This window comes from Pseudomonas sp. Irchel s3a10 (assembly GCF_900187525.1).
GTDB classification, from domain to species: Bacteria; Pseudomonadota; Gammaproteobacteria; order Pseudomonadales; family Pseudomonadaceae; genus Aquipseudomonas; species Aquipseudomonas koreensis_G.
Genome location: NZ_FYDR01000015.1, coordinates 17,152 through 41,161, shown reverse-complemented (window position 1 = coordinate 41,161; position 24,010 = coordinate 17,152). Strand labels below are relative to the sequence as shown.

General features: G+C 59.9%; 18 protein-coding genes. 6 read left to right on the top strand and 12 right to left on the bottom strand.

Annotated features, from left to right (window positions below; all coding sequences use genetic code 11):
* Positions 1 to 6: 6 nt before the first annotated feature.
* Both CKW11_RS26445 and CKW11_RS26440 read left to right on the top strand, forming a co-directional pair.
* Positions 7 to 573, top strand: a complete 567-nt coding sequence (locus CKW11_RS26445; protein WP_095140038.1) for a CsiV family protein — start codon at positions 7 to 9, stop codon at positions 571 to 573.
* Positions 574 to 584: 11 nt separating this feature from the next.
* Positions 585 to 3,275: a DEAD/DEAH box helicase gene (locus CKW11_RS26440; RefSeq protein WP_095140037.1), complete on the top strand. Its 2,691-nt coding sequence runs from the start codon at positions 585 to 587 to the stop codon at positions 3,273 to 3,275.
* Positions 3,276 to 3,422: 147 nt separating this feature from the next.
* Here CKW11_RS26440 and CKW11_RS26435 read toward each other — a convergent pair whose 3' ends face one another.
* The 4 genes from CKW11_RS26435 to CKW11_RS26420 form a co-directional block, all read right to left on the bottom strand.
* Positions 3,423 to 6,716, bottom strand: a complete 3,294-nt coding sequence (locus tag CKW11_RS26435; RefSeq protein ID WP_095140036.1) for a DEAD/DEAH box helicase — start codon at positions 6,714 to 6,716, stop codon at positions 3,423 to 3,425.
* A gap of 9 nt (positions 6,717 to 6,725) precedes the next feature.
* Positions 6,726 to 7,463 (bottom strand): S-methyl-5'-thioinosine phosphorylase, encoded by a 738-nt coding sequence (locus CKW11_RS26430; protein ID WP_095140035.1) that lies wholly within the window; start codon positions 7,461 to 7,463, stop codon positions 6,726 to 6,728.
* A gap of 11 nt (positions 7,464 to 7,474) precedes the next feature.
* A complete protein-coding gene (nagZ, locus tag CKW11_RS26425) occupies positions 7,475 to 8,485 on the bottom strand; it encodes a beta-N-acetylhexosaminidase (RefSeq protein WP_095140034.1) in 1,011 nt (336 codons plus the stop codon).
* A 158-nt stretch (positions 8,486 to 8,643) separates the two neighbouring features.
* Positions 8,644 to 9,351 carry a TetR/AcrR family transcriptional regulator gene (locus CKW11_RS26420; RefSeq protein WP_007961819.1) on the bottom strand — a complete coding sequence of 236 codons (708 nt, stop codon included), beginning with the start codon at positions 9,349 to 9,351 and terminating at the stop codon, positions 8,644 to 8,646.
* A 229-nt stretch (positions 9,352 to 9,580) separates the two neighbouring features.
* Between CKW11_RS26420 and lexA the strand changes: the two genes are divergently transcribed.
* Together lexA and sulA are read left to right on the top strand one after the other, a co-directional pair.
* Positions 9,581 to 10,189, top strand: coding sequence for a transcriptional repressor LexA (gene lexA, locus CKW11_RS26415; RefSeq protein WP_003226590.1), 609 nt, complete (start codon positions 9,581 to 9,583; stop codon positions 10,187 to 10,189).
* 10 nt (positions 10,190 to 10,199) lie between these two features.
* Complete coding sequence (sulA, locus tag CKW11_RS26410; RefSeq protein ID WP_095140033.1) at positions 10,200 to 10,673, top strand: SOS-induced cell division inhibitor SulA; 474 nt, start codon at positions 10,200 to 10,202, stop codon at positions 10,671 to 10,673.
* Positions 10,674 to 10,767: 94 nt separating this feature from the next.
* Here the strand turns inward: sulA and CKW11_RS26405 are convergent, their stop codons facing one another.
* The 7 genes from CKW11_RS26405 to CKW11_RS26370 form a co-directional block, all read right to left on the bottom strand.
* Positions 10,768 to 11,001, bottom strand: a complete 234-nt coding sequence (locus CKW11_RS26405; protein ID WP_003226592.1) for a hypothetical protein — start codon at positions 10,999 to 11,001, stop codon at positions 10,768 to 10,770.
* Positions 11,002 to 11,107: 106 nt separating this feature from the next.
* Positions 11,108 to 11,632: a DUF6586 family protein gene (locus CKW11_RS26400; RefSeq protein ID WP_095140032.1), complete on the bottom strand. Its 525-nt coding sequence runs from the start codon at positions 11,630 to 11,632 to the stop codon at positions 11,108 to 11,110.
* A gap of 144 nt (positions 11,633 to 11,776) precedes the next feature.
* On the bottom strand, positions 11,777 to 14,407 hold the full coding sequence (gene topA / locus CKW11_RS26395) for a type I DNA topoisomerase (RefSeq protein WP_095140031.1): 2,631 nt from the start codon (positions 14,405 to 14,407) through the stop codon (positions 11,777 to 11,779).
* A 114-nt stretch (positions 14,408 to 14,521) separates the two neighbouring features.
* Positions 14,522 to 14,758, bottom strand: a complete 237-nt coding sequence (locus CKW11_RS26390; protein WP_095140030.1) for a DUF1653 domain-containing protein — start codon at positions 14,756 to 14,758, stop codon at positions 14,522 to 14,524.
* Positions 14,759 to 14,857: 99 nt separating this feature from the next.
* On the bottom strand, positions 14,858 to 16,033 hold the full coding sequence (gene fadA, locus CKW11_RS26385) for an acetyl-CoA C-acyltransferase FadA (RefSeq protein WP_095140029.1): 1,176 nt from the start codon (positions 16,031 to 16,033) through the stop codon (positions 14,858 to 14,860).
* A 29-nt stretch (positions 16,034 to 16,062) separates the two neighbouring features.
* Positions 16,063 to 18,210: a fatty acid oxidation complex subunit alpha FadB gene (fadB, locus tag CKW11_RS26380; RefSeq protein WP_024013640.1), complete on the bottom strand. Its 2,148-nt coding sequence runs from the start codon at positions 18,208 to 18,210 to the stop codon at positions 16,063 to 16,065.
* 529 nt (positions 18,211 to 18,739) lie between these two features.
* Complete coding sequence (locus tag CKW11_RS26370) at positions 18,740 to 19,177, bottom strand: hypothetical protein (RefSeq protein WP_027611444.1); 438 nt, start codon at positions 19,175 to 19,177, stop codon at positions 18,740 to 18,742.
* A gap of 103 nt (positions 19,178 to 19,280) precedes the next feature.
* Between CKW11_RS26370 and CKW11_RS26365 the strand changes: the two genes are divergently transcribed.
* Positions 19,281 to 19,718: a universal stress protein gene (locus CKW11_RS26365; RefSeq protein WP_095140028.1), complete on the top strand. Its 438-nt coding sequence runs from the start codon at positions 19,281 to 19,283 to the stop codon at positions 19,716 to 19,718.
* Between the two features lie 180 nt (positions 19,719 to 19,898).
* Here CKW11_RS26365 and CKW11_RS26360 read toward each other — a convergent pair whose 3' ends face one another.
* Positions 19,899 to 21,821, bottom strand: a complete 1,923-nt coding sequence (locus CKW11_RS26360) for an ATP-binding cassette domain-containing protein (RefSeq protein WP_027611442.1) — start codon at positions 21,819 to 21,821, stop codon at positions 19,899 to 19,901.
* Positions 21,822 to 22,035: 214 nt separating this feature from the next.
* On the opposite strand from CKW11_RS26360, the gene CKW11_RS26355 reads away from it, so the two are divergent.
* Positions 22,036 to 23,964 (top strand): transglycosylase SLT domain-containing protein, encoded by a 1,929-nt coding sequence (locus CKW11_RS26355; RefSeq protein ID WP_095140027.1) that lies wholly within the window; start codon positions 22,036 to 22,038, stop codon positions 23,962 to 23,964.
* The last annotated feature ends 46 nt before the right edge of the window (positions 23,965 to 24,010 follow it).

The window sequence follows — 24,010 nt, the reverse complement described above, 5'->3', positions numbered from 1 at the left end:
CGCCGCATGCGCCTGTTTCGCTCACTGACTTTGCTACTCACTTTCGTAGCACCGATGGCGTTTGCCGATGACATCTACATGGTCGAAATGATTCTGGTGCGCCAGAACGCGGTGCCGGCTATCGTCAGCCGTGCCGCGCCGGAAGACTGGGCCGCTGGCGCCCAACGCTTGGGCGATGACAGCCTGCGCACGCCTGCACTCGGCGACGTTGCCAGTAAACTCAGCGCCAGCGGGGATTACAGCGTGCTGATGCATAAGGCCTGGCAGCAGACCCTCGGCGAAGCGCCGACTAAAGTTGCGGTCAGCGACGGCCAGGAGCAGTTCGGCCAGTTCCCGATCGAGGGCACCCTGGAAATGAAACTCGGGCGCTTCACCGACGTGAATGCCGACTTCTGGGTCAACCAGATCGACGCCAACGGCATGGTCACCGCCAGCGAACGCCTGAAGCAGGACAGCCACACCAAAAACGGCCAGCTCAACTATCTCGACAACGGGCACCTGGCGCTGCTGATCAAGATCACTTCCCTGACGGCGCCCGCCCCACGGCAAGCCCCTGAAGCGATTCCGGACTGATCGAAGTCCTTATGCCCCCGCCCCTGAGTAAACCGTTGGCACCCTCCTGGGTCAGCCGATTCAAGGAACAGAGCCTGGAGCGTGGCCGCCGCTACGCCCTAGAGAACCGGGTACGCATCGCGCAGGTTGGCGATGCGACCATTACCGCCAGTTGCGAAGGCTCTGGCGGTAACGTCTACCGTCAGACCATTCACCTGCGCGAGTCAGCCAAAGACACCCTGCTGCTGGTTGACGCCACCTGTACCTGCCCGGTGCGCAACAACTGCAAGCACTGCGCTGCGGTGCTGCTGCAAGTGCAGGAAACCCTCGAATACCCGGCCGCCGCCAAAGACGCCGAACTGCTGGAAAAGCTCCAGGCCGTATTGGAGAACCGTAGCCCCAAAGCGCCGCCACAAGTGCTGGTGGACAACGTGCAACCGCTGCCGCGCCTGTGGCTGGCCAGCGTCGAGTTCAGCGCGTTCGAGCCGCGCAACGGCAAGATGCAGCGCTACATCCAGCATCGCGCGGCGCTGTCGTTCAGCTATCTGGATGAATACGTCAGCGGGCAGAAAAACAGCGACATTCTGATCCGCCAAGAAACTCAGACCCTGCGGATAAAACGCCACCCTGAAGTGGAACAGTCCTACCGCGAGCAGTTAAGAATCCTCGGCTTTCGCATCGCCACGCGCCAGAGTAAAGCGCTGCCGGAAAGCGCCGGTGAGCTGTACGAAATGGTCAACGACAGCGCGTGGCTGACGTTCACCCTCAACGAACTGCCGAAGCTGCGCACCCAAGGCTGGGAATTGCAGATCGACGAGGAATTCGGTTTCGACCTGACCGCCGTCGACGACTGGTACGCCACCGTCGAACAGGCGCCGGAGCGCGACTGGTTCGATCTGGAATTGGGGATCATCGTCAATGGCGAACGCCTGAGCCTGCTGCCGATCCTGCTCAACCTGATGCGCTCGCACGCGGAAATCCTCAATCCGGAACGCCTGGCGCGGCGACGCGATGACGAGCTGATTCTGGTCAATATTCCGCAACGCAACAGTGAGCACGGGCCACTGCAAGTGGCGCTGCCCCTGGGCCGACTGAAACCGGTACTGGCGACGCTGGGCGAGTTCTACTTGCAGGAACCGGGCGAGACTACTCTGCGCCTGAGCAAGGCCGACGCCACGCGCCTGAACTCGCTGGAAGGCCTTCCCCTGTTGTGGGAAGGCGGCGAACAGATTCGCAGCTTCGCCCAACGCTTGCGCGACATTCGCGACTTCAGCGCCAAAGCGCCGAAGGGCTTGAACGCGACGTTGCGGCCTTATCAGCTCGAAGGCTTGAGCTGGATGCAGTCCCTGCGTCACCTTGAGGTCGGCGGGATTCTGGCGGACGACATGGGTCTGGGTAAAACCCTACAGACCCTGGCGCATATTCTCAGTGAGAAAAACGCCGGGCGCCTGGATCGGCCGTGCATGGTGGTAATGCCCACCAGCCTGATCCCGAACTGGCTCGATGAGGCTGCGCACTTCACGCCGCAACTGAAAGTGGTCGCGCTGTACGGAGCCGGCCGTAAAAAGCATTTCGAGCATCTGGCCGACTACGACCTGATCCTGACCACTTACGCGCTGCTGCCCAAGGACATCGAACGCCTGACGCAACAGCCGTTGCACGTGCTGGTGCTCGACGAAGCCCAGTACATCAAGAACCCCAACAGCAAGGCCGCGCAGGCCGCTCGCGAACTCAACGCGCGTCAACGCCTGTGTCTGAGTGGCACACCGCTGGAAAACCATCTCGGTGAATTGTGGTCGCTGTTCCACTTTCTACTGCCGGGCTGGCTCGGCGACGTGAAAAGCTTCAATGCCGACTACCGCGTGCCGATCGAAAAACGCGCCAGCGAAGTCAGACTGCAGCACCTCAACGGTCGGATAAAACCGTTTCTGCTGCGCCGCACCAAGGAACAGGTGGCTACCGAACTGCCGCCCAAAACCGAGATCATTCACTGGGTCGATCTCAACGAAGCCCAGCGCGACGTGTACGAAACCATGCGCCTGGCGATGGACAAGAAAGTCCGCGACGAGATCACTCGCAAGGGCGTGGCGCGCAGCCAGATCATCATTCTTGAAGCCTTGCTCAAGTTGCGTCAGGTCTGCTGCGATCTGCGTCTGGTCAACGACGCCACCCTGCCCGCCCGCGGCAGCACCTCGGGCAAGCTCGACAGCCTGATGGAAATGCTCGAAGAGCTGTTTGAGGAAGGCCGGCGGATTCTGTTGTTCTCGCAGTTCACCTCGATGCTGACGCTGATTGAGGAGGAACTGAAAAAACGCAACGTGGCCTACGCCTTGTTGACTGGCCAGACCCGCGATCGGCGCACGCCGGTGAAGGAATTCCAAAGCGGCAAGCGTCAGATCTTTCTGATCAGCCTGAAGGCCGGCGGCGTCGGCCTGAACCTGACCGAAGCGGACACGGTGATCCATTACGATCCATGGTGGAACCCGGCCACCGAGAACCAGGCAACCGACCGCGCCTATCGAATCGGCCAGGAAAAACCGGTGTTCGTCTACAAGATGATTGCCCGCGGCACGGTGGAAGAGAAGATTCAGCACCTGCAGAAGGAAAAATCCGACTTGGCGGCAGGCGTGCTGGATGGGCGCAAGGCCGGGGACTGGAAATTGCAGAGCGATGATATTGAAGCGCTGTTTGCGCCGTTGCCGGACAAGTTCGACAAGCGTTGAGATGTGTTTTTCAGATAAATTGCCATCGCTGGCAAGTCAGCCCCCTCGGTGCTTTGCGTTGAGCACTATTTTGTGAACATTACAAAACCTGTGGGAGCTGGCTTGCCAGCGATGGGGCCATCAGATGTCGAACTCTGACCTGGACAGTCAACCCCTGGAAACCGGCAGCGGCGCAAACAGCGCCTCGATGTCACTCTGCTCCAGCTTGAACCCACCTGTCGTACCCCCTTCCAGCACCGCCCCGGCCAGCGCAGCCTTCTCCTGCTGCAGCGCCTGGATTTTTTCCTCCACGGTACCTTTGGCAATCAACTTGTAAACAAACACCGGATTGTTCTGCCCGATACGATAAGCGCGATCAGTTGCCTGATTCTCCACTGCCGGGTTCCACCACGGGTCGAAGTGGATCACCGTGTCCGCAGCCGTCAGGTTCAGACCGGTACCGCCAGCCTTGAGGCTGATGAGGAACAACGGCACCTTGCCGCCCTGGAAATTCTTGACTGGCGTGCGCCGGTCGGTGGTGTCGCCAGTCAGCAACGAATAACCGATAGCGCGCTGCTGCAACTCCTGCTCGATCAGCGCCAGCATCGAGGTGAACTGGGAGAACAGCAGGATGCGCCGACCTTCGCCGAGCAACTCTTCGAGCATCTCCATCAGGCTGATCAGCTTGCCGCTGCCCGAGCGCAATGCCTTCGCCGTGAGAGGCATGTTGATCAAGCGCAGATCGCAGCAGACCTGACGCAGCTTGAGCAAGGCATCAAGAATAATGATTTGACTGCGCGCCACACCACTGCGGGCAATTTCGTCGCGCACTTTTTTGTCCATCGCCACGCGCACCGTTTCATAGACGTCGCGCTGGCCGTCGCTGAGTTCAACCCAATGGATGATTTCGGTTTTCGGCGGCAGCTCAGTGGCGACCTGATCTTTCTTGCGACGCAGCAAAAACGGCTTGATGCGCGCCGTCAGGTGCTGCATGCGCTGGACATTGCCATGTTTCTCGATCGGTGTGCGGTAATCGCGGTTGAAGGATTTGCTGTCGCCCAGCCAGCCAGGCATGAGGAAATGAAACTGCGACCACAGCTCGCCGAGATGGTTTTCCAGTGGCGTGCCGCTCAGACACAAGCGCTGACGGGCCTGCAAGTCACGTGCGGCCTGCGCCGCTTTGCTCAGCGGGTTCTTGATGTTCTGCGCTTCGTCGAGAATCAGCACGCTCCACGACTGCGGCCGCAACGTTTCAAGATCCCTGGGCAGCAAGGCGTAAGTGGTCAGCACCAAGTCGTATTCGGCGAGATTGGCGAAGTCTTTTTGCCGCCCGGCCCCATGCAGCGCCAGGACCTTCAACTGAGGCGTGAAGCGCTGGGCCTCGTCGAGCCAGTTGGGAATCAGGCTGGTCGGCATCACCGCCAGTGCCGGGCAATCGAGGCGACCGGCGTGCTTTTCCGTGAGCAGATGCGCCAGGGTCTGCAGGGTTTTGCCCAAACCCATGTCATCGCCAAGAATGCCGCCGACCTCCAGCTCCCGCAGAGTCTGCATCCAGCCAAGGCCTTCGAGCTGATATGGGCGCAGTTGCGCATTAAGGCCGGCCGGCGCAGCAATATGGGTGTGACTGGAATTGTGCAGCCGCTTGGCAAAAGTGCGCAGGCGTTCGCCGCCCTGCCATTCCAGTGGCATGCCATCGAGCATACTCAGGCGCGCGGCGTCTGGAGCAGTCAAGCGCAGCGCATCGCCCTGATGTCCGCCCAGGTACAGCTCGCCCAGCGTCGCCATCAGCGGTTTGACCCGACTCAGCGGCAACGCCACCTTGGCGCCTGCCGGGTCGCCAAAACCGCTGGGCTTGAGTTCGATCAGGAGTTTTTCGTCGTCGCTGCGTTGCGCCAGATTCACTGGGTCGAGCAAACGTGGCTGGGTGCGCAACAGATGCAGAAGGATCGGCAACAAGCTGTAGCGCTCGCCATTGACGACGATGCCCAGTTGCAGATCAAACCATTGATGCCCGGCCTCTTCTTCGACCTCCGCGTACCAGTGTTCAACCGGCTGCACATCGAAATGGAAGCCGGGACTGATTTCGATTTCCCAGTCCGCGGCGCGCAGTGTGGCAAGCCCTTCATGCATGAATCCGAGCCAGGCGGAATCATCCGGCAAAGTGAACATCTCGCCGGGACGATCCATAGCGCTCTTGCGCGTGGCTTTTTTGAAGCCGAGCTTTTGCAGGCTCTGGCGCAGCTTCTTTTCCATCGCAGGCTGGCGTTGAATGCGCTGGGTTTCGGTGCCGTTGAGGATCATTACTTCCGGGTTGCGATCCACCGTCGGCTGGCCGTTGTAGGTAAACACCAGGGCGGCGCGGTGCTCAAGAACGTATTCCCAGCGCGAACGCTCCCGGCCGCTGACCAAGGTCAGTTGCGGCTGCGGAAGCACGTCATCGATGATTCGTTCGGTGAGCTTGTGCGGCGGCGGGATTTTGGTCATCGCGCTCATGCGATGGCTGAACTGCATCGCCTGACGCGCCGGGATGTCTGGGGCGAGGGTCAAATGGCAGGCCAGTTTTTCTTCCAACTCACTGAACAGAGGGCCAACCTGTCGCTGCTCACGATCGATGTAATAAAGCGGCTCCAGCGCCAGCACGGTTTCCTGCGCAGCCTCGGCACTGCTCCACTGGGCGCGGAACCCACCGTCGGCCTGCTCGGCCCAAGAGAACAGACCCATGCGTTTCGCGCCCGGCGTCAGTGCCTGCAAGTTTTCGAAGTCGAGGAACAGGCGGGAGGTGCGCAGGAGCATTTCCAACAGTTCCGCGCCACTGCTGCCTTCCAGCGGATAGCCGCTGTAATAGGCGTGATGGGAATGCATGGCGACCAACAGCCTGGCAACGCGCAGATCCAGTTCGGACAGATAACCGGGCTGACGCATGAGAATGTCCGACAGCGAATACATCGGTTTTACTTCGCGTAACTCGCCGCTCTTGAGCTGATAGACCTTGAAAATATCCAGCAGCCACTTGCCGTTCGCAGATGTGGGTTTGAGTTTGTAAAACAGGCGCGTGCCCGCGGTTTGCGCCCCTTCGTCGACGGGCCTGGCCGGGACGGGGACTGTCGAAAGCCAATGCTCCAGCGCCCGACCCAAGGGGATCTGTGCGTCACTTTCGGACGTATCGTCGTCAATGCCCTGCAGGTGATAGAGCACCGCCGCGCAGTGCTTGCAATCAATCGCGACGGGGCAGGTGCATAAGCAACGCAAATTAACCGATCCCAGGCGATCATCGGACAGGTAGATGCTTTGTTCATACGCCTGTGTTTCCGAACCGACGCAGAACGCCTCGATTTTCCTGTCATCGATCTCGATGATCTCTACCCGATCATCGGCAGCATAAGCGCGGGCCTTGGCCAACGCCTTGCTACTGAATGCGTGAGTCCATGCCAGCCCTTTAAGCCGCTCGATGAAACTGCTCATGGACAGTCCTTAGCTGGCCAACACCCGCGCCAACGTCGATTTCACCTTGCCCATGCCGTCATGCAACGCCTGCTCGATCTCGGCCATGGTGATCACCGCCGTGGTCTTGCCCGCCGCCGGATTCACCACCAGCGCCAGGCAGGCGTAATCCAGTTCCAGCTCACGGGCCAGTGCTGCTTCAGGCATGCCGGTCATGCCAACGATATCGCAGCCATCGCGCTCCAGACGCACAATCTCGGCCACGGTTTCCAGACGCGGGCCCTGAGTGCAGGCATACACGCCTTGATCGCTGTATTCACAGCCTTCGGCCGCCAGTGCGGCGATCAGTTGCTGACGCAGCGGCTCGCTGTACGGGAAGCTGAAATCGATGTGGGTAACATGCTCCAGATCATCGGCGAAAAACGTGTGTTCGCGACCGCTGGTGTAGTCGACGATCTGGTGCGGCACGCAGAAATGCCCGGTGCCCATGGCCGAATGAATCCCGCCCACCGCGTTGACCGCTATGATCGCCTCGGCGCCGGCCTGCTTCAGCGCCCACAGGTTGGCGCGGTAGTTGACCTTGTGCGGCGGGAAACGGTGCGGATGGCCGTGACGGGCGAGGAACAGCACTTCCTGGCCGGCGTATTCGCCGATCTGCACGTCGGCCGATGGCGCGCCGTAGGGCGTGTCCACAGCCAGCGACTGGCGAATGGTCAAGCCTTCGAGCTGTGTCAGGCCGGTGCCACCGATGATTGCGTAAACCGTCATAGCAAAAATCCTTAATCGATCAGTTGAGCGTCTTTGAGCGCGCCGATGGCGGTGAGCCAGCGTGGATCCTGGCGGTAGTCGGTGCTGGCGAACGCCTGCCCGCGCATCCGCGCGATGCGCGCGGACGGCTTGACCTTCATCCGTTGCGTAGCGCTCAAGGCCAGTTCGGCTGCCGCGCGGTCGTTGCACACCAGGCCCATGTCGCAGCCGGCCGTCAACGCGGCTTCGATACGGCTGGCGGCATCGCCGACCACATGGGCGCCGGCCATCGACAGATCGTCGCTGAAGATCACGCCATCGAACTGCAACTCGCCGCGTAAAATGTCCTGCAACCAGCGGCGGGAGAACCCGGCCGGCTGCGAATCGACTTGCGGATAGATAACGTGAGCGGGCATCACAGCGGCCAGTTGTTTGCTGAGCCTGGCGAACGGTACGAGGTCGTTGGCGCGGATCTCGTCGAGGCTGCGCTCGTCATTCGGAATCGCGACGTGGGAGTCCGCCTCCGCCCAGCCGTGACCTGGGAAATGCTTGCCGGTCGCAGCCATGCCCGCGCTGTTCATGCCGCGAATGAAGGCGCCGGCGAGCAACGCGGCGCGCTCGGGATCGCCTTCGAATGAACGGGTGCCGACTACGGCGCTGCGCTGGTAATCCAGATCCAGCACCGGGGCGAAACTCAGGTCGAGGCCGACCGCCAGCACTTCGGTGGCCATGATCCAGCCGCACTGCTCGGCGAGGTATTCAGCGTTGGGGTTGTCGGCGATGGCACGCATGGCCGGCAGGCGCACAAAGCCCTGACGCAGGCGCTGCACGCGACCGCCCTCCTGATCGACCGCCAGCAGCAGATCCGGGCGAATCGCTCGAATCGCTGTGCTGAGCTCACGCACCTGGCGCGGGTGCTCGATGTTACGCGCGAAAATGATCAGGCCGCCCACTTCGGGCTGACGCAACAGTTGGCGATCTTCGGCCGTCAGCCAGGTACCGGCGACGTCCACCATCAACGAGCCTTGCAGGCCAGCAGTCATAGAGATTCCTTGAAAACGAAAAACCCGATCCGCGAGAAATCGCTACCGTGAGCAATGCTCGGCAGGTTGGCAATTTCCATGGATTTCGGGTTCAGAACGAGAGTCGGCATGGGCGGCTAGCTTAGCGGATACAAGCAGCCGCGCCCACCCGTGCGCGGTTAAACCTTGGCGGCCACCGGGGTCGATTTGCTGCGCGGGCGAAGTTGCGCAGTCGCCATCGCCGGGTCGGTGACACCGGTTTCGGCACGCATGCCGGCGGCGAGGAACGGCACCATCAGGCGCATCACCTGTTCAATCGAGGTGTTGACGCCGAAATCGGTCTCGGCAATCGCGCGCAAGGCCTTGATCCCGGACATGCTGAACGCCGCAGCGCCGAGCATGAAGTGCACACGCCAGAACAGCTCGATGGGAGGAATGCGCGGCGCGGCTTCGTTGACCAACAGCATGTAGCGGCGGAACACCTTGCCGTACATGTCTTCCAGATAACGACGCAAGTGCCCCTGACTCTGGCTGAACGCCAGACCGAGCAAGCGCATGAAGATCGACAGGTCGTTACCGCTGCGTGGCTGTACCACCAGCGCCTGTTCAACGAGGATTTCAAGCAGTTCTTCAAGCGTCGGCTTGTTTTCCGGCTTGGCCTGACGACGCTCCAGCTCTTTATCGAGACTGATGCAGAACGGCCCGAGGAAGCGCGAGAAAACCGCCTGAATCAGGGCTTTCTTGGAGCCGAAATGATAGTTCACCGCCGCCAGGTTTACTCCGGCCTTGCTGGTGATCAAACGCAATGAGGTTTCAGCGAAACCTTTCTCCGCGAACAACTGCTCGGCAGCATCAAGAATGCGTTCAACGGTTTCCGACTGGGCCATGGCTACTCCGCCTGACAAACACTTGTTTGAAACATACGTTTCAGCCTGTGCCTTGTCAAGCCTGCCAGTCCGTTTTGGGAATGGTCGGTCAGCTATTTAACCACACTCGCCCGGCGCATTAATAAGCACCGCAACCGACCGTCCGGCGGGCTGCAAAAAAACGGGCATTGCCAAGACGGTTTCACTGTATATAATCCCAGTCACTGTATAAAAAGACAGAGCGATCAATATGCTAAAGCTGACGCCACGCCAAGCCGAGATTCTGGCCTTTATCAAACGCTGCCTCGAAGACAACGGCTACCCGCCAACCCGCGCGGAAATCGCTCAGGAACTGGGTTTCAAGTCGCCCAACGCGGCGGAAGAACACCTCAAGGCCCTCGCCCGCAAAGGTGCAATCGAAATGACCCCGGGCGCCTCCCGCGGTATTCGCATCCCGGGCTTCGAAGCCAAGGCTGACGACTCTACCCTGCCGATCATTGGTCGGGTCGCTGCCGGCGCACCGATCCTCGCCCAGCAGCACATCGAAGAGTCCTGCAACATCAATCCTGCGTTCTTTCACCCACGGGCCGATTACCTGTTGCGCGTACACGGCATGAGCATGAAGGATATCGGCATTTTCGACGGTGACCTGCTGGCGGTGCATACCACCCGCGAGGCCCGCAACGGCCAAGTGGTGGTAGCACGCATCGGCGATGAAGTGACGGTCAAACGCTTCAAGCGCGAAGGCAGCAAAGTCTGGCTGATTGCCGAAAACCCTGAGTTCGCTCCTATCGAAGTCGACCTGAAAGATCAGGAACTGGTGATCGAAGGCTTGAGTGTCGGCGTAATCCGCCGCTAAAGGAGGTTTTATGCAGTTCCCACACGCACCTCAGCAAACACAACTGCCTTTATTCGAAGCGTTTCTGGCACAACCGATGGCGCCGATCCTGAAGGATGTGGTCGAGCGCCCATGGATTGCCGAACCGGAAGTATTCAGTGAGCTGTCACTGCGCGGTGCGGCCGGGAACTGCCTGAACCTGCTCGCCCCGATTCTTCGCGAACTGAGCGAGGATCAGGATGCACGCTGGCTGACGCTGATCGCCCCTCCAGCCAGCCTGACCCAAACCTGGCTGCGAGAGGCCGGCCTGAACCGTGAACGCATTCTGCTGCTGCAACCACGTGGCGCGCAAAGCGCTCAGCAACTGGCCTGCGAAGCACTGCGCTTGGGTCGTAGCCACACGGTGGTAACCTGGCTCAACCCGCTGAATACAAGTTCACGGCAACAACTGATCAGCGCAGCCCGCACGGGCGACGCTCAGAGCCTGAACATTCGACTGGGTTGATTCACTTGTAACGCGCGCTGTGTGAAGCGCATGGCTTCTCCAGGGACAGAGAAGCCGACTTGATGCGGGAGCGGCAAGCGCCTACAGGCGGGGTTCAGTGAAGAACCCGCGGCCCTTCTTCCTTATCAAATTCGCCCTCGACCATACGACCGGCCATCTGAACGCCGACGCTCAACATCGCCTTGGCGATTTCCACGTGCTGGCCTTGCAGGAACGCCTTGGCATCCTCGGAGAAATCCAGCGTCACCAGAGAACCCTCGTCCTCAGCCCTGCGCAGCTCGATTCGGCCATCTGGTAACTCGACAATTTCTAGAAAGGACGTTGGCATATAGGTCTGTTCTCCACGAAAGGCAGGGATTATATAGACATCATTCAGGCTTCGCTCGGGATCTTGACCAGCAGCATGTTTCAGATTGCCACCGCGCCAATTGCCGTCAGCATTCGTTCAAGCCTTCGCGAAAGCGGATGGCCAGACCTTTGAGATTCTGCCGCCAGCTCTCCAGCTCTTCGCGACTCAACTCCTGCGGCGCCTCTTCTTCATCCAGATTAACCGCCTGAATCAGTGGCTGCGTCACATCACCCTTGGGCTTGCGTGCTGCCCGTGGCGGCTGGAACAACGCCGAGTGCTCCGCCAACAATTTCGCCAGCCAGGTTTCAGGGTTGCCGGCCAGCTCCACCATCTCGGCCAGCTCAGGGATCGCAATCGATTCCAGGACTTCGCCAGTCAGTAACGCTTCGGCCCGCGACGCATTGGCCTGAGGCAGACGATAGAAACCGGCGATCTCATGGCACAGCCCCAACAGCGCGCCGTAGAGATGAAACAACGCCGACTCACGTCCAGCCTGAATCAAAGCCAACGAATTCATCGCCCGCCCCTCTTCGGCGCGAGCCAGAGCTTCCAGCGACAGGCCGGCGAAATAGATCTTCTGATTGGTGCGGGTATAGAGTTCGTGCGCCATGCCGGCAGTCTCCACAGCGAAATAATTGCGTCACACAGACCCGACAGTGTCATGGATCAGCCGATCCCACCGCAAGCACAAAACAAAAAGGCCGCATGAAAACCCGAGGGTCATCATGCGGCCTTTTGTGGATCAGGCTAACGCTTACTCAGCCTTGGCTTTCGTGCGCTTGTCTTCAACAGTCCACTTGCCACCGTCGTAGAACGCTTTCCAGCCGGTAGGCTTGCCGTCGACCTCGGTCTGCACGTATTGCTCCTTGGTCTTGCGGCTGTAGCGGATGACCGCTGGCAGACCATCAGGATCCTTCTGTGGCGCTTCGCAGAGGAAGTGGTACTTCGGATCGATCTCGTCCTTGTGCGGCAAAATCTCGATCACCAGCGGAGCACGGGTTTCACGGTTTTTCGGGAACTGGCTGGCCGCCAGGAACAGACCCGAAGCACCATCGCGCAAGATGTAGGTGTCGTTGACCTTTTCGCATTTCAGCTCAGGCATCTTCACCGGGTCCATCTTCGGCGGCGCCGCGTCTCCGCTCTTCAGCAGCTTGCGGGTGTTCTTGCAGGTCGGGTTGGTGCAACCGAAGAACTTTCCGAAACGACCGGTCTTGAGCTGCATCTCGCTACCGCACTTGTCGCATTCCAGGCTCGGACCTTCGTAGCCCTTGATGCGGTAGTTGCCCTCTTCGATTTCGTAGCCGGCGCAATCCGGGTTATTACCGCAGATGTGAAGCTTGCGCTTTTCATCGAGCAGGTAAGCATCCATCGCCGTGCTGCAGATCGGGCAGCGATGCTTGCCGCGCAGTACCAGCGATTCCGACTCACCCTCGTCGTCCGCTGCGATTTCGTCGCCCGGTACCAGATTGACGGTGGCCTTGCAGCGCTCTTTCGGTGGCAGGCTGTAACCCGAGCAACCGAGGAACACGCCGGTCGATGCAGTACGGATCTGCATCGGACGGCCGCACGTAGTGCATGGAATATCAGTCATGACCGGCTGGTTGGCACGCATGCCGCTTTCCGGGTTCTCGGCTACTTCGAGCTTCTTCTTGAAGTCCCCATAGAACTCGTCCAGCACGTTTTTCCAGTCGCGCTCGCCCTGAGCAACATCATCGAGGTTCTCTTCCATGCCGGCGGTGAAGCCGTAGTCCATGAGGTTCGAGAAGCTCTCCGACAGACGCTCGGTGACGATGTCGCCCATCTTTTCCGAATAGAAACGACGGTTGTGCAGAGTCACATAACCGCGATCCTGAATGGTCGAAATGATCGCCGCATAGGTCGAAGGACGACCGATGCCGCGTTTTTCCATTTCTTTCACCAGACTGGCTTCCGAGTAACGGGCCGGTGGTTTGGTGAAGTGCTGCGACGGATCGAGCTTGATCAGCTTCATCGCGTCGCCCTGCGCCATGTCCGGCAGAACATCGTCGTCGCCAGGCTTGGTGATTTGCGGCAGAACGCGGGTGTAGCCGTCGAACTTGAGGATGCGGCCCTTGGCACGCAGCTCGAAGTCGCCAGCGGCAACGCTGACGGTGGTCGACAGGTATTGCGCCGGCAGCATCTGGCAAGCGAGGAACTGGCGCCAGATCAGCTCGTAGAGGCGCTCCGCATCACGCTCCATGCCTGCAAGCTTGCTTGGCGTGGTGTTGGCATCGGAAGGACGAATCGCTTCGTGAGCCTCTTGTGCGCCTTCTTTGCTGCTGTAGACGTTCGGCGTTTCCGGCAGGTACTTCTTGCCGAACTCGTCTTCGATGTAAGTGCGCGCCATCGCCACGGCATCGGCCGAAAGGTTGGTCGAGTCGGTACGCATATAAGTGATGTAGCCGGCTTCGTACAGACGCTGGGCCATCATCATGGTTTTCTTCACGCCGAAGCCCAGGCGGTTGCTCGCGGCCTGTTGCAGGGTGGACGTGATGAACGGCGCCGACGGCTTGCTGCTGGTCGGCTTGTCTTCGCGCTTGACGATGCTGTAGCTGGAGGATTTGAGCTTCTCCAGCGCGGCCGTGGCCTGGGCTTCGTTCAGCGGTTTGAAGGCTTCACCCTTCTCGCGCGCCACTTCGAAACGTACGGTCGAGCCCTTGGCGGTGCCGAGGTCGGCGTGCACTTCCCAGTACTCTTCCGGGTTGAACGCACGGATCTCGCGCTCACGCTCGACCACCAGCTTCACCGCAACCGATTGCACGCGACCAGCCGACAGGCCACGGGCGATCTTGGCCCACAGCAACGGCGAGACCATGTAGCCCACAACGCGATCGAGGAAACGACGCGCCTGCTGGGCATTTACACGATCGATGTCCAGCTCGCCCGGCTCGGAGAAGGCTTCCTGAATCGCCTTCTTGGTGATTTCGTTGAACACCACGCGCTTGTAACGGCTGTCGTCACCACCAATGGCTTCGCGCAGGTGCCAGGCAATGGCTTCCCCCTCGCGATCCAAGTCGGTTGCGAGATAGATGGTGTCAGCATCCTTGGCGAGCCGGCGCAGCTCTTCGATGACCTTCTCTTTGCCCGGGAGGATCTCGTACTGGGCTTTCCAGCCATGCTCCGGATCGACACCCATGCGCGAGACCAGTTGCTTGCGCGCTTTCTCTTTCGGCGTGAGCACCGGCCCTTCGCCCGCGGCAGCCTTGCCGCGCTTGGCGGCTGGCTCTTTGCTGGCGCTAGCCGAACCGCTGGTGGGCAGGTCTCGGATATGGCCGATACTCGACTTCACCACGTATTGGTTGCCCAGATACTTGTTGATGGTCTTGGCCTTAGCCGGGGATTCCACAATGACCAGCGATTTGCCCATGGATCAGAAAATTCCTGAATTCTAGAAGTGAAAGGCGGTTGGCGCCTGACGCGGCACCGCTATATATAGTGGCTACAAGGTGAGGTCAAGCACAGGGTTGCGTGCGCACTCGCCTCATGGCTTGGAAAAAAGGCTCGGTTCGGCTTGCACCAAAGCAAAGCGTGGCACCTGCTCGCCGTCAACCTCGACCGACTCGACGAACATGCTCAATGGGCGTACCCAAAAGCCGTAATCGTCATACAGGGCTTGGTAAAAGACCACTTCTTCTTCGGTCTCGGAATGCCGCGCAACACTGAATACGCGGTACCGCGGACCTTTGTAATGTTGGTAGAGCCCAGGTTGTATCGGCATGCTTCGGCCCTCACTCAAATATTTTCAAAATAAATACAAAAATAAATCCGCAAAAACAAAAACCGGGGCACTTGGCCCCGGCTTCCATCGACGAGACGCTTAAACGCGTTCGAAGACGGTGGAGATGCCTTGGCCGAGACCAATGCACATAGTGGCCACCCCGAAGGTGCCGCTATTCTGCTTCATCACGTTCAGCAAAGTGCCGGAGATACGGGCACCGGAGCAACCGAACGGGTGACCCAGGGCGATCGCGCCGCCGTGCAGGTTAACCTTCTCGTTCATCTTGTCGAGTACTTTCAGATCTTTCAGCACTGGCAGGGCCTGTGCAGCGAAAGCTTCGTTGAGCTCGAAGAAGTCGATATCGTTGATGCCAAGACCCGCACGCTTCAGGGCTTTTTGTGTAGCCGGCACTGGACCATAGCCCATGATCGCCGGGTCCACACCCGCCACTGCCATCGAACGGATCACGGCCATCGGCTGGATCCCCAAGTCCTGCGCACGCTGCGCCGACATCACGATCATGCACGAAGCACCATCGGTGATCTGCGACGAAGTACCGGCAGTCACGGTGCCGCCCTTTGGATTGAAGGCAGGCTTGAGAGCCGCCAGGCTTTCCAGAGTGGTTTCCGGACGAATGGTTTCGTCGTAGTCGAACAGCTTCGGGAAGCCGTTTTCGTCGTAGCCCTGCATCGGGATGATTTCGTCTTTGAACTTGCCTTCCACCGTCGCCTTATGGGCGAGCTGGTGGGAGCGCACGCCAAAGGCGTCCTGCTGTTCGCGAGTGATGCCGTGCATTTTGCCGAGCATTTCAGCGGTGAGGCCCATCATGCCCGAGGCTTTCGCCGCGTACAGCGACATGTGCGGGTTCGGATCGACACCGTGCATCATGCTCACGTGGCCCATATGCTCGACGCCGCCAACCACGAATACGTCACCGTTGCCGGTCATGATCGCTTGCGCTGCAGTGTGCAGGGCACTCATCGACGAGCCGCACAGACGGCTGACGGTCTGGCCGGCCGAGGTGTGCGGAATCTGGGTCATCAGCGACGCCATGCGCGCGATGTTCCAGCCCTGCTCCAGGGTCTGGTTCACACAGCCCCAGATCACGTCCTCGACTTCAGCAGGATCGACCTTGGCGTTACGTTCCAGCAGTTTGCTGATCAGGTGCGCCGACATGTCTTCGGCGCGGGTGTTGCGGTGCATGCCGCCCTTGGAGCGGCCCATCGGAGTACGACCGAAGTCGACAATCACGACGTCTCTAGGATTCAAGCTCATAAGTTCACTCTCACTCTAGTTGGGGGCGCTTAACCGAAGAAGCTCTGGCCGTTTTTGGCCATTTCGCGCAGCTTCGCGGTCGGGTGGTACAGCGCGCCCAAATCAGCGTACTGGTCAGCCAGGGCAACGAACTCGGCAACACCGATCGAATCGATGTAGCGCAGCGCACCGCCACGGAATGGAGGGAAACCGATACCGTAAACCAGACCCATGTCGGCTTCGGCCGCGGTTTCAACGATGCCGTCTTCCAGGCAACGCACGGTTTCCAGGCACAGCGGGATCATCATCCAGTTGATGATGTCTTCGTCGGTGACTTCGCGCTGCTCGTAAACGATCGGCTTGAGCACTTCCAGCACCGACGGATCGGCCACCTTCTTCTGCTTGCCTTTCTTGTCGGCCTCGTAGGCGTAGAAGCCCTTGCCGTTCTTCTGACCCAGACGCTTGGCTTCGTAGAGCACGTCGATGGCCGAGCGACGGTCATCCTTCATGCGATCCGGGAAACCTTCAGCCATCACGTCACGACCGTGGTGACCGGTGTCGATGCCGACCACGTCCATCAGGTACGCCGGGCCCATCGGCCAGCCGAATTTCTCCATGACCTTGTCGATGCGGACGAAATCCACACCGGCGCTGACCAGTTTGGCGAAACCGCCGAAGTACGGGAACAGAACGCGGTTGACCAGGAAGCCCGGGCAGTCATTGACGACGATCGGGTTCTTGCCCATTTTCTTGGCGTAGGCAACGGTGGTGGCAATCGCCAGCTCGCTGGACTTCTCGCCACGGATCACTTCCACCAGCGGCATCATGTGCACCGGGTTGAAGAAGTGCATGCCGACGAAGTTTTCCGGACGCTTGAGGGCCTTCGCCAGCAGGCTGATGGAAATGGTCGAGGTGTTGGACGCGAGGATGGTGTCCTCTTTGACCTTGTCTTCGACTTCAGCCAGTACCGCTTGCTTTACCTTCGGGTTCTCGACCACGGCTTCAACAACCAGATCGACGTGACCGAAGTCGCCGTAGGACAGGGTCGGACGAATGCCGTTGAGCACTTCAGCCATTTTCGCGGCGGTCATGCGGCCTTTGTCAACGCGGCCAACCAGCAGTTTGGCGGCTTCGGCCAGACCCTGCTCGATACCGTGTTCGTTGATGTCCTTCATCAGGATCGGCGTGCCTTTGGAGGCCGACTGATAGGCGATACCGCCACCCATGATGCCGGCACCGAGTACGGCAGCCTGCTTCACGTCCTTGGCGATTTCGTCGTAGGCCTTGGCCTTTTTCTTCAGCTCCTGATCGTTCAAGAACAGACCGATCAAGCTCTGCGCGGCAGAGGTCTTGGCCAGTTTGACGAAACCGGCGGCTTCGACTTCCAGCGCCTTGTCACGACCGAAGTTCGCGGCTTTCTGGATGGTCTTGATGGCTTCGACCGGCGCCGGATAATTCGGGCCAGCCTGCCCTGCCACGAAACCTTTGGCGGTTTCGAAAGCCATCATCTGCTCAATGGCGTTCAACTTGAGCTTTTCAAGTTTTGGCTGACGCTTGGCCTTGTAATCGAACTCGCCGGAGATGGCGCGTTTGATCAGCTCAAGGGCAGCTTCCTGCAGCTTCTCTGGAGCAACCACGGCGTCGACGGCGCTGACTTTCAGCGCGTCTTCAGGACGGTTTTCCTTGCCAGCGGCAATCCACTCGATGGCGTTATCGACGCCGATCAGACGTGGCAGACGCACGGTACCGCCGAAGCCTGGGTAGATGCCCAGTTTGACTTCCGGCAGACCGATCTTGGCTTTGGTCGACATGACGCGGTAGTCCGCCGCCAGGCACATTTCCAGACCGCCACCCAGGGCGATGCCGTTGATCGCGGCCACGGTCGGAACGTTGAGGTCTTCGAAATCGCTGAAGATCTTGTTGGCTTCGAGATTGCCAGCAACCAGCTCGGCATCCGGCAGCTTGAAGTTGTCGACAAATTCGGTGATGTCGGCGCCGACGATGAACACGTCCTTGCCACTGCTGACGATCACGCCCTTGATCGAAGCATCTGCCTTGATGGTGTCCACGGCCTGACGCAGTTCGTTCAGGGTAAGACGGTTGAACTTGTTGACGGACTCACCCTTGAGGTCGAATTTCAATTCGACGATGCCACTTTCAAGAGCTTTAACCGTGATGGCTTTACCTTCGTAAATCATCAACTGATCTCCACGATATGGAAGCTGAACAGTACACGTCGGACGCAGGTAAACGGCTCGGCAGGACGCTTTTTCGTCGATGCTGACGCCAATCCACCCGGCACACCCGCCAACGCGATAGTCGGGATTCTGTAGGAGCAGTCTGTAAGACAAACGCTCAATTCATACGCCCGTTTGATTTGGGTACGTCACCTTCACGGAATTTCCAACAATTGTCAATCGCCCAAAATACGGGTTGAAATGCGACTTTATGGTCATTTCCGTTGCACACAGATCCGCAACACGCAGGTGCATGCAAAGCCATTCATAGAATCAATAGTTAGAAAAGTCGCCCTAATTCCTGACGAGCCCTGTTTAAAAGGCTACGCTGGCGGGACTACAGGGAAAGTCGCTGACCGTAAACAGCCGAGTCAGCGATAAAAAACAGTTACCGGCCTGCCTGGCCAACCCCGCCCGATGAATCATGTCGGGCTTTTTATTGCTCGTCTGCCGGACGCCCCCCACCCTTGCAGTGGGAAAAGTCCGCGGGTCAAGCCAGCGCTTTCAGAGTCGCGTCGATATCCTGCAAAACCGTGGCTTCGCCCTTCTCGCCCCAGTACAAGGCGATCATTTGCTTGTCGGCCTCGACCTTGAACACGTTGCCCGGCAACTTTTCGAAATGATCGAGCAGCAGGCGATCCTCGCAGACCTCCTGCCACTGATTGACCCACACACCCGGCGATTTCTGCCAGTAGGTCCAGCACGCCGGCTGGGTGCCACGCCGTGGTCGATGATATTGCGCGCACGGGCTGGGCGGCTCCTGAGACAGCCAGTGCGGCCACTCTTGAGGCGCCAGCTGCATGGCCAGCCCGATGCGTCGCGCCTCCATGCGCAAGGCCATCCGGCCACTCTGCACGCGCGAGGGGCGCAACCATGCCAGTGGACTCAAAACCACCAGCAGGATTGACACCACCAACCAGACCGTCATATCTCTACTCCCGACTTAAGGTGAGCGCATTGTGTCACTTTGGAACCAATGCGCTTGAAACCAGCCATACTTAACAATATCGAACCGTCACGAGGAGCACCTCATGCCCTACAACCATATCCTGGTCGCCGTAGACCTGACCGAAGAGTGCGACCCTGTGATTCACCGCGCCCGCGAGCTGTCGAAGAGCAATGGCGCCAAGCTGTCGCTGGTACATATCGTCGAACCGATGGCCATGGCGTTCGGCGGCGATGTGCCGATGGATCTGTCACAACTGCAACAGCAGCAGTTCGATCAGGCCAAGGAACGCCTTGAGCGTTTGAAAGCCAAATACGCCGAACTTGAGGGCGCCAATTGCCATCTGACCTATGGCCAGCCACGCCAGGAAATCCATCATTTCGCCAAGGAAAACACGTGCGATCTTATCGTGGTCGGCAGCCATGGCCGTCACGGTCTGGCACTGTTGCTGGGCTCCACGGCCAACGACGTGCTGCACGGCGCCCCTTGCGATGTGCTGGCGGTGCACCTGATCAAACGCTGAAACACAAAAACCTGTGGGAGCGGGCTTGCTCGCGAAGGCGTCGTTAAATTCAACATTGATGCTGCCTGACACATCGATTTCGCGAGCAAGCCCGCTCCCACATTGAATCTTCACCGATACCCGAATATGAAAAGCCCGGCGCTCATCACTGAGCGTCGGGCTTTTTTGTTACCGGATCAATCAGGCATCCAGCTCGGCCCAACGCTCCACCAGCGCGTCCAGCTCAGCCTGCAACTGCTCCAGCGAAGCAATCACCTTGGCCGTTTCTGCCGGCGGACGCTGATAGAAACCGGCTTCGGCCATCTCAGCCTCGACGGCCGCGATCTGCTGCTCCTTGGCATCGATATCACCCGGCAACGCTTCCAGCTCGCGCTGCAGCTTGTAGCTCAGCTTCTTCTTGGCTGCCGGTGCGGCAGCGGCAGGTGCGGCAACCACGGCTGGTTCAGCAGTGACCACCGCCGAATTCAGGTCAGCCTTGCCCGACTTGCTCTCGGTCACGCCCAGCAGGCGCGGCGAGCCGCCCTGACGAATCCAGTCCTGATAGCCACCGACGTATTCCCGCACCTTGCCTTCACCTTCGAAGACCAGGGTGCTGGTGACCACGTTGTCGAGGAATGCCCGGTCGTGGCTGACCATCAGCACAGTGCCGTTGAAGGTCAGCAGCACTTCTTCGAGCAGCTCGAGGGTTTCCACGTCGAGGTCGTTGGTCGGTTCGTCGAGTACCAGCAGGTTCGCCGGTTTGCTGAACAGTTTGGCCAGCAGCAAGCGCGCACGCTCACCACCGGACAGCGCCTTGACCGGCGTGCGCGCACGCTGCGGGCTGAACAGGAAGTCACCGAGGTAGCTCAGGACGTGGCGGCTCTGGCCGTCGATATCGATGAAGTCGCGACCTTCGGCGACGTTGTCGATCACGGTCTTTTCCAGATCCAGCTGATGGCGCAACTGGTCGAAGTAGGCCACGTCAATCCGGGTGCCCTCTTCCACTTTGCCGCTGGTCGGTTGCAGACCATTGAGCATCAGCTTCAGCAGAGTGGTCTTGCCGGTACCGTTGGCGCCGAGCAGGCCGATACGGTCGCCGCGCTGCAGGACCATCGAGAAGTCCTTGATCAGGTACGGACCGTCCGGGTGATGGAAGCTGACATTTTCCAACACCATCACTTGCTTGCCGGACTTGTCGGCAGTTTCCAGCTGGATATTCGCCTTGCCGGTACGCTCGCGACGCTCGCTGCGCTCAACACGCAGGGCTTTCAGGGCGCGCACACGGCCTTCGTTACGGGTCCGACGAGCCTTGATGCCCTGACGGATCCACACTTCTTCCTGGGCCAGACGCTTGTCGAACAGCGCGTTGGCGGTTTCTTCAGCGGCCAGCGCGGCTTCTTTGTGCACGAGGAAGCTGGCGTAATCGCCGTTCCAGTCGATCAGGCCGCCGCGATCCAGTTCGAGGATGCGCGTGGCGAGGTTCTGCAGGAAGGAACGGTCGTGCGTGATGAACAGCACGGCGCCCTGGAAATCCTTCAGGGCTTCTTCGAGCCAGGCAATCGCACCGATGTCCAGGTGGTTGGTCGGTTCGTCGAGCAGCAACAGATCCGGTTCGGACACCAATGCCTGCGCCAGCAGCACGCGACGACGCCAGCCGCCGGACAACTCGGCGAGGGTTTTGTCGGCCGGCAGTTGCAGGCGGCTCAGAGTGCTGTCGACCAGGGTCTGCAAGCGCCAGCCGTCACGGGCTTCGAGGTCGTGCTGGACGTGCATCAGCTTGTCCAGATCGGCGTCGGTGACGATGTTCTGGCTCAGGTGATGATATTCGGCGAGCAAGGCGCCAACGCCGTCGAGGCCTTCGGCAACCACGTCGAATACGGTCCGCCCGTCGGCCACTGGCAATTCTTGCGGCAATTCGCCGATTTTCAGACCGGGGGCACGCCACACCGAGCCGTCATCGGGCTTCTGGTCGCCCTTGACCAGTTTCATCATGCTGGATTTGCCAGTGCCGTTGCGGCCGATGATGCACACCCGCTCACCACGGGCGATCTGCCAGGACACCTTGTCCAACAACGGCATCGCGCCGAATGCAAGGGACACATCGCTGAATTTGAGCAGGGTCATGAGCTTCTCCAAAAACCGGGCGCGCATTCTACCTGATTCAGGCTCTCAGCAGGCCGGCAATTTGTCTGCCGAAGCACTCTGCACAACATTTGTTGCGAACTTGTGCTGCGAGACCGGCAAAGCTTTCGCCCGTTGCTGGCAAAAGGCTAAGCTACAGACAATTCAGTGCTGGCCGCGGCCGGTGCTTGTCATGATTTCTCTGCCCGGATGTCTCATGCGCAGTCGCCTTTTCAGTGTCTTGTCCTGTCTGCTACTTACCGCCGCTGCCGCTCAATCCGCCCAGGCGGTGGACCTGTCCACCCAACGCCAGTATTACGATGAAGCCAAACGCGCTCTGGCCAAGGGCGATACCGGCCCGTACTTCCGTTACAGCCAGGCCCTGGCTGATTACCCGCTGGAACCGTATCTGGCCTACGACGAACTGACCGCGCGTCTGAAAACCGCGAGCAACGCCGAAATCGAGAAGTTCCTCGCCGAGCACGGCGACCTGCCCCAGGCCAACTGGATGAAGCTGCGCTGGTTGCGCTGGCTCGCCGACCGTGGCGATTGGTCGACCTTCACCAAGTATTACGATCCGAAACTCAACTTCACCGAGCTGGACTGCCTCAATGCGCAGTACCAGATCAGCAGTGGCCACAAGGCCGAGGGCTATGCCAACGCCGACAAACTGTGGCTGACCGGCAAATCGCAACCGGCCGCCTGTGACGGGCTGTTCGGGATCTGGGCCGCCGACGGCCAGCTGACCGAACAGAAACGCTGGGAACGCACCAAACTCGCCGCCCAGGCGCGTAACTATCCACTGGCCAACAGCCTGGTCAACGGCCTGACCACCCTCGCCCCGCGCGGTCGGCTGCTGGTGGATGTCGCGCAAAAACCCGAGCTGCTCAATCAACCATCGCGCTTCACCCCGGCCGACGAGCCGATGTCCGACGTGGTCAGCCTCGGCCTGCGCCGCCTCGCCCGTCAGGATCCGGACAAGGCCATGGCGCTGCTCGACGGATACGCCAGCAGCATGCATTTCTCCCGTGACGAGAAAGTCGCGATCGCCCGGGAAATCGGCCTGACCCTGGCCCGGCGTTTCGACAGCCGCGCGCTGGACGTGATGACCAAGTACGACCCGGAACTGCGCGACAACACCGTGTCCGAATGGCGCCTGCGTCTGCTGCTGCGTCTGGCACGCTGGGACGATGCGTATCAGTTGACCCGACGCCTGCCGCAGGATCTGGCGACCACCAACCGCTGGCGCTACTGGCAGGCGCGCAGTCTGGAACTGGCCCAGCCACAAAACCCGGAAGCACAGACCCTTTACAAAAACCTTGCGCGCGAACGTGACTTCTACGGTTTCCTCGCCGCCGACCGCTCGCAATCGCCGTACTCGCTGAACAACAAGCCGCTGGTCCTCAGCCAGGCGCTGATCAACAAGGTGCGCAACACCCCGGGCGTACGCCGCGCGCTGGAATTCCATGCGCGCGGGCAGATCGTCGACGGGCGCCGCGAGTGGTATCACGTCAGTCGCCATTTCAATCGTGACGAAATGGTCGCCCAGGCCAAATTGGCCTACGACCTGAAATGGTACTTCCCGGCCATCCGCACCATCAGTCAGGCGCAATACTGGGACGACCTGGATATCCGCTTCCCGATGGCCCACCGCGACACCCTCGTGCGTGAAGCCAAGACGCGAGGACTGCATTCGAGCTGGGTGTTCGCCATCACTCGCCAGGAAAGCGCCTTTATGGACGACGCCCGCTCCGGCGTCGGCGCCAGCGGTCTGATGCAACTGATGCCCGCCACTGCCAAGGAAACCGCGCGCAAGTTCAGCATCCCGCTGGCCTCGCCGCAGCAAGTGCTCGATCCGGACAAGAACATCCAGCTCGGCGCCGCTTACCTGAGCCAGGTGCACAGCCAGTTCAACGGCAACCGCGTGCTCGCCTCCGCCGCCTACAACGCCGGCCCCGGCCGTGTGCGCCAGTGGCTGCGCGGTGCCGATCACCTGAGCTTCGATGTGTGGGTGGAAAGCATCCCGTTCGACGAAACCCGCCAGTACGTGCAGAACGTGCTGTCGTACTCGGTGATCTACGGGCAGAAGCTCAATTCGCCGCAGCCGCTGGTGGATTGGCATGAGCGGTATTTCGACGATCAATGACAGGTGCTGAATGCCTGAAATGAAAAATGCCCGCATCAATCGATGC

Excerpts from the sequence above, each read along its gene's own strand:
- CKW11_RS26445 (WP_095140038.1), top strand. The coding sequence starts at position 7 with ATGCGCCTGTTTCGCTCACTGACTTTGCTACTCACTTTCGTAGCACCG.
- CKW11_RS26440 (WP_095140037.1), top strand. The coding sequence starts at position 585 with ATGCCCCCGCCCCTGAGTAAACCGTTGGCACCCTCCTGGGTCAGCCGA.
- CKW11_RS26435 (WP_095140036.1), bottom strand. The coding sequence starts at position 6,716 with ATGAGCAGTTTCATCGAGCGGCTTAAAGGGCTGGCATGGACTCACGCA.
- CKW11_RS26430 (WP_095140035.1), bottom strand. The coding sequence starts at position 7,463 with ATGACGGTTTACGCAATCATCGGTGGCACCGGCCTGACACAGCTCGAA.
- nagZ (WP_095140034.1), bottom strand. The coding sequence starts at position 8,485 with ATGACTGCTGGCCTGCAAGGCTCGTTGATGGTGGACGTCGCCGGTACC.
- CKW11_RS26420 (WP_007961819.1), bottom strand. The coding sequence starts at position 9,351 with ATGGCCCAGTCGGAAACCGTTGAACGCATTCTTGATGCTGCCGAGCAG.
- lexA (WP_003226590.1), top strand. The coding sequence starts at position 9,581 with ATGCTAAAGCTGACGCCACGCCAAGCCGAGATTCTGGCCTTTATCAAA.
- sulA (WP_095140033.1), top strand. The coding sequence starts at position 10,200 with ATGCAGTTCCCACACGCACCTCAGCAAACACAACTGCCTTTATTCGAA.
- CKW11_RS26405 (WP_003226592.1), bottom strand. The coding sequence starts at position 11,001 with ATGCCAACGTCCTTTCTAGAAATTGTCGAGTTACCAGATGGCCGAATC.
- CKW11_RS26400 (WP_095140032.1), bottom strand. The coding sequence starts at position 11,632 with ATGGCGCACGAACTCTATACCCGCACCAATCAGAAGATCTATTTCGCC.
- topA (WP_095140031.1), bottom strand. The coding sequence starts at position 14,407 with ATGGGCAAATCGCTGGTCATTGTGGAATCCCCGGCTAAGGCCAAGACC.
- CKW11_RS26390 (WP_095140030.1), bottom strand. The coding sequence starts at position 14,758 with ATGCCGATACAACCTGGGCTCTACCAACATTACAAAGGTCCGCGGTAC.
- fadA (WP_095140029.1), bottom strand. The coding sequence starts at position 16,033 with ATGAGCTTGAATCCTAGAGACGTCGTGATTGTCGACTTCGGTCGTACT.
- fadB (WP_024013640.1), bottom strand. The coding sequence starts at position 18,210 with ATGATTTACGAAGGTAAAGCCATCACGGTTAAAGCTCTTGAAAGTGGC.
- CKW11_RS26370 (WP_027611444.1), bottom strand. The coding sequence starts at position 19,177 with ATGACGGTCTGGTTGGTGGTGTCAATCCTGCTGGTGGTTTTGAGTCCA.
- CKW11_RS26365 (WP_095140028.1), top strand. The coding sequence starts at position 19,281 with ATGCCCTACAACCATATCCTGGTCGCCGTAGACCTGACCGAAGAGTGC.
- CKW11_RS26360 (WP_027611442.1), bottom strand. The coding sequence starts at position 21,821 with ATGACCCTGCTCAAATTCAGCGATGTGTCCCTTGCATTCGGCGCGATG.
- CKW11_RS26355 (WP_095140027.1), top strand. The coding sequence starts at position 22,036 with ATGCGCAGTCGCCTTTTCAGTGTCTTGTCCTGTCTGCTACTTACCGCC.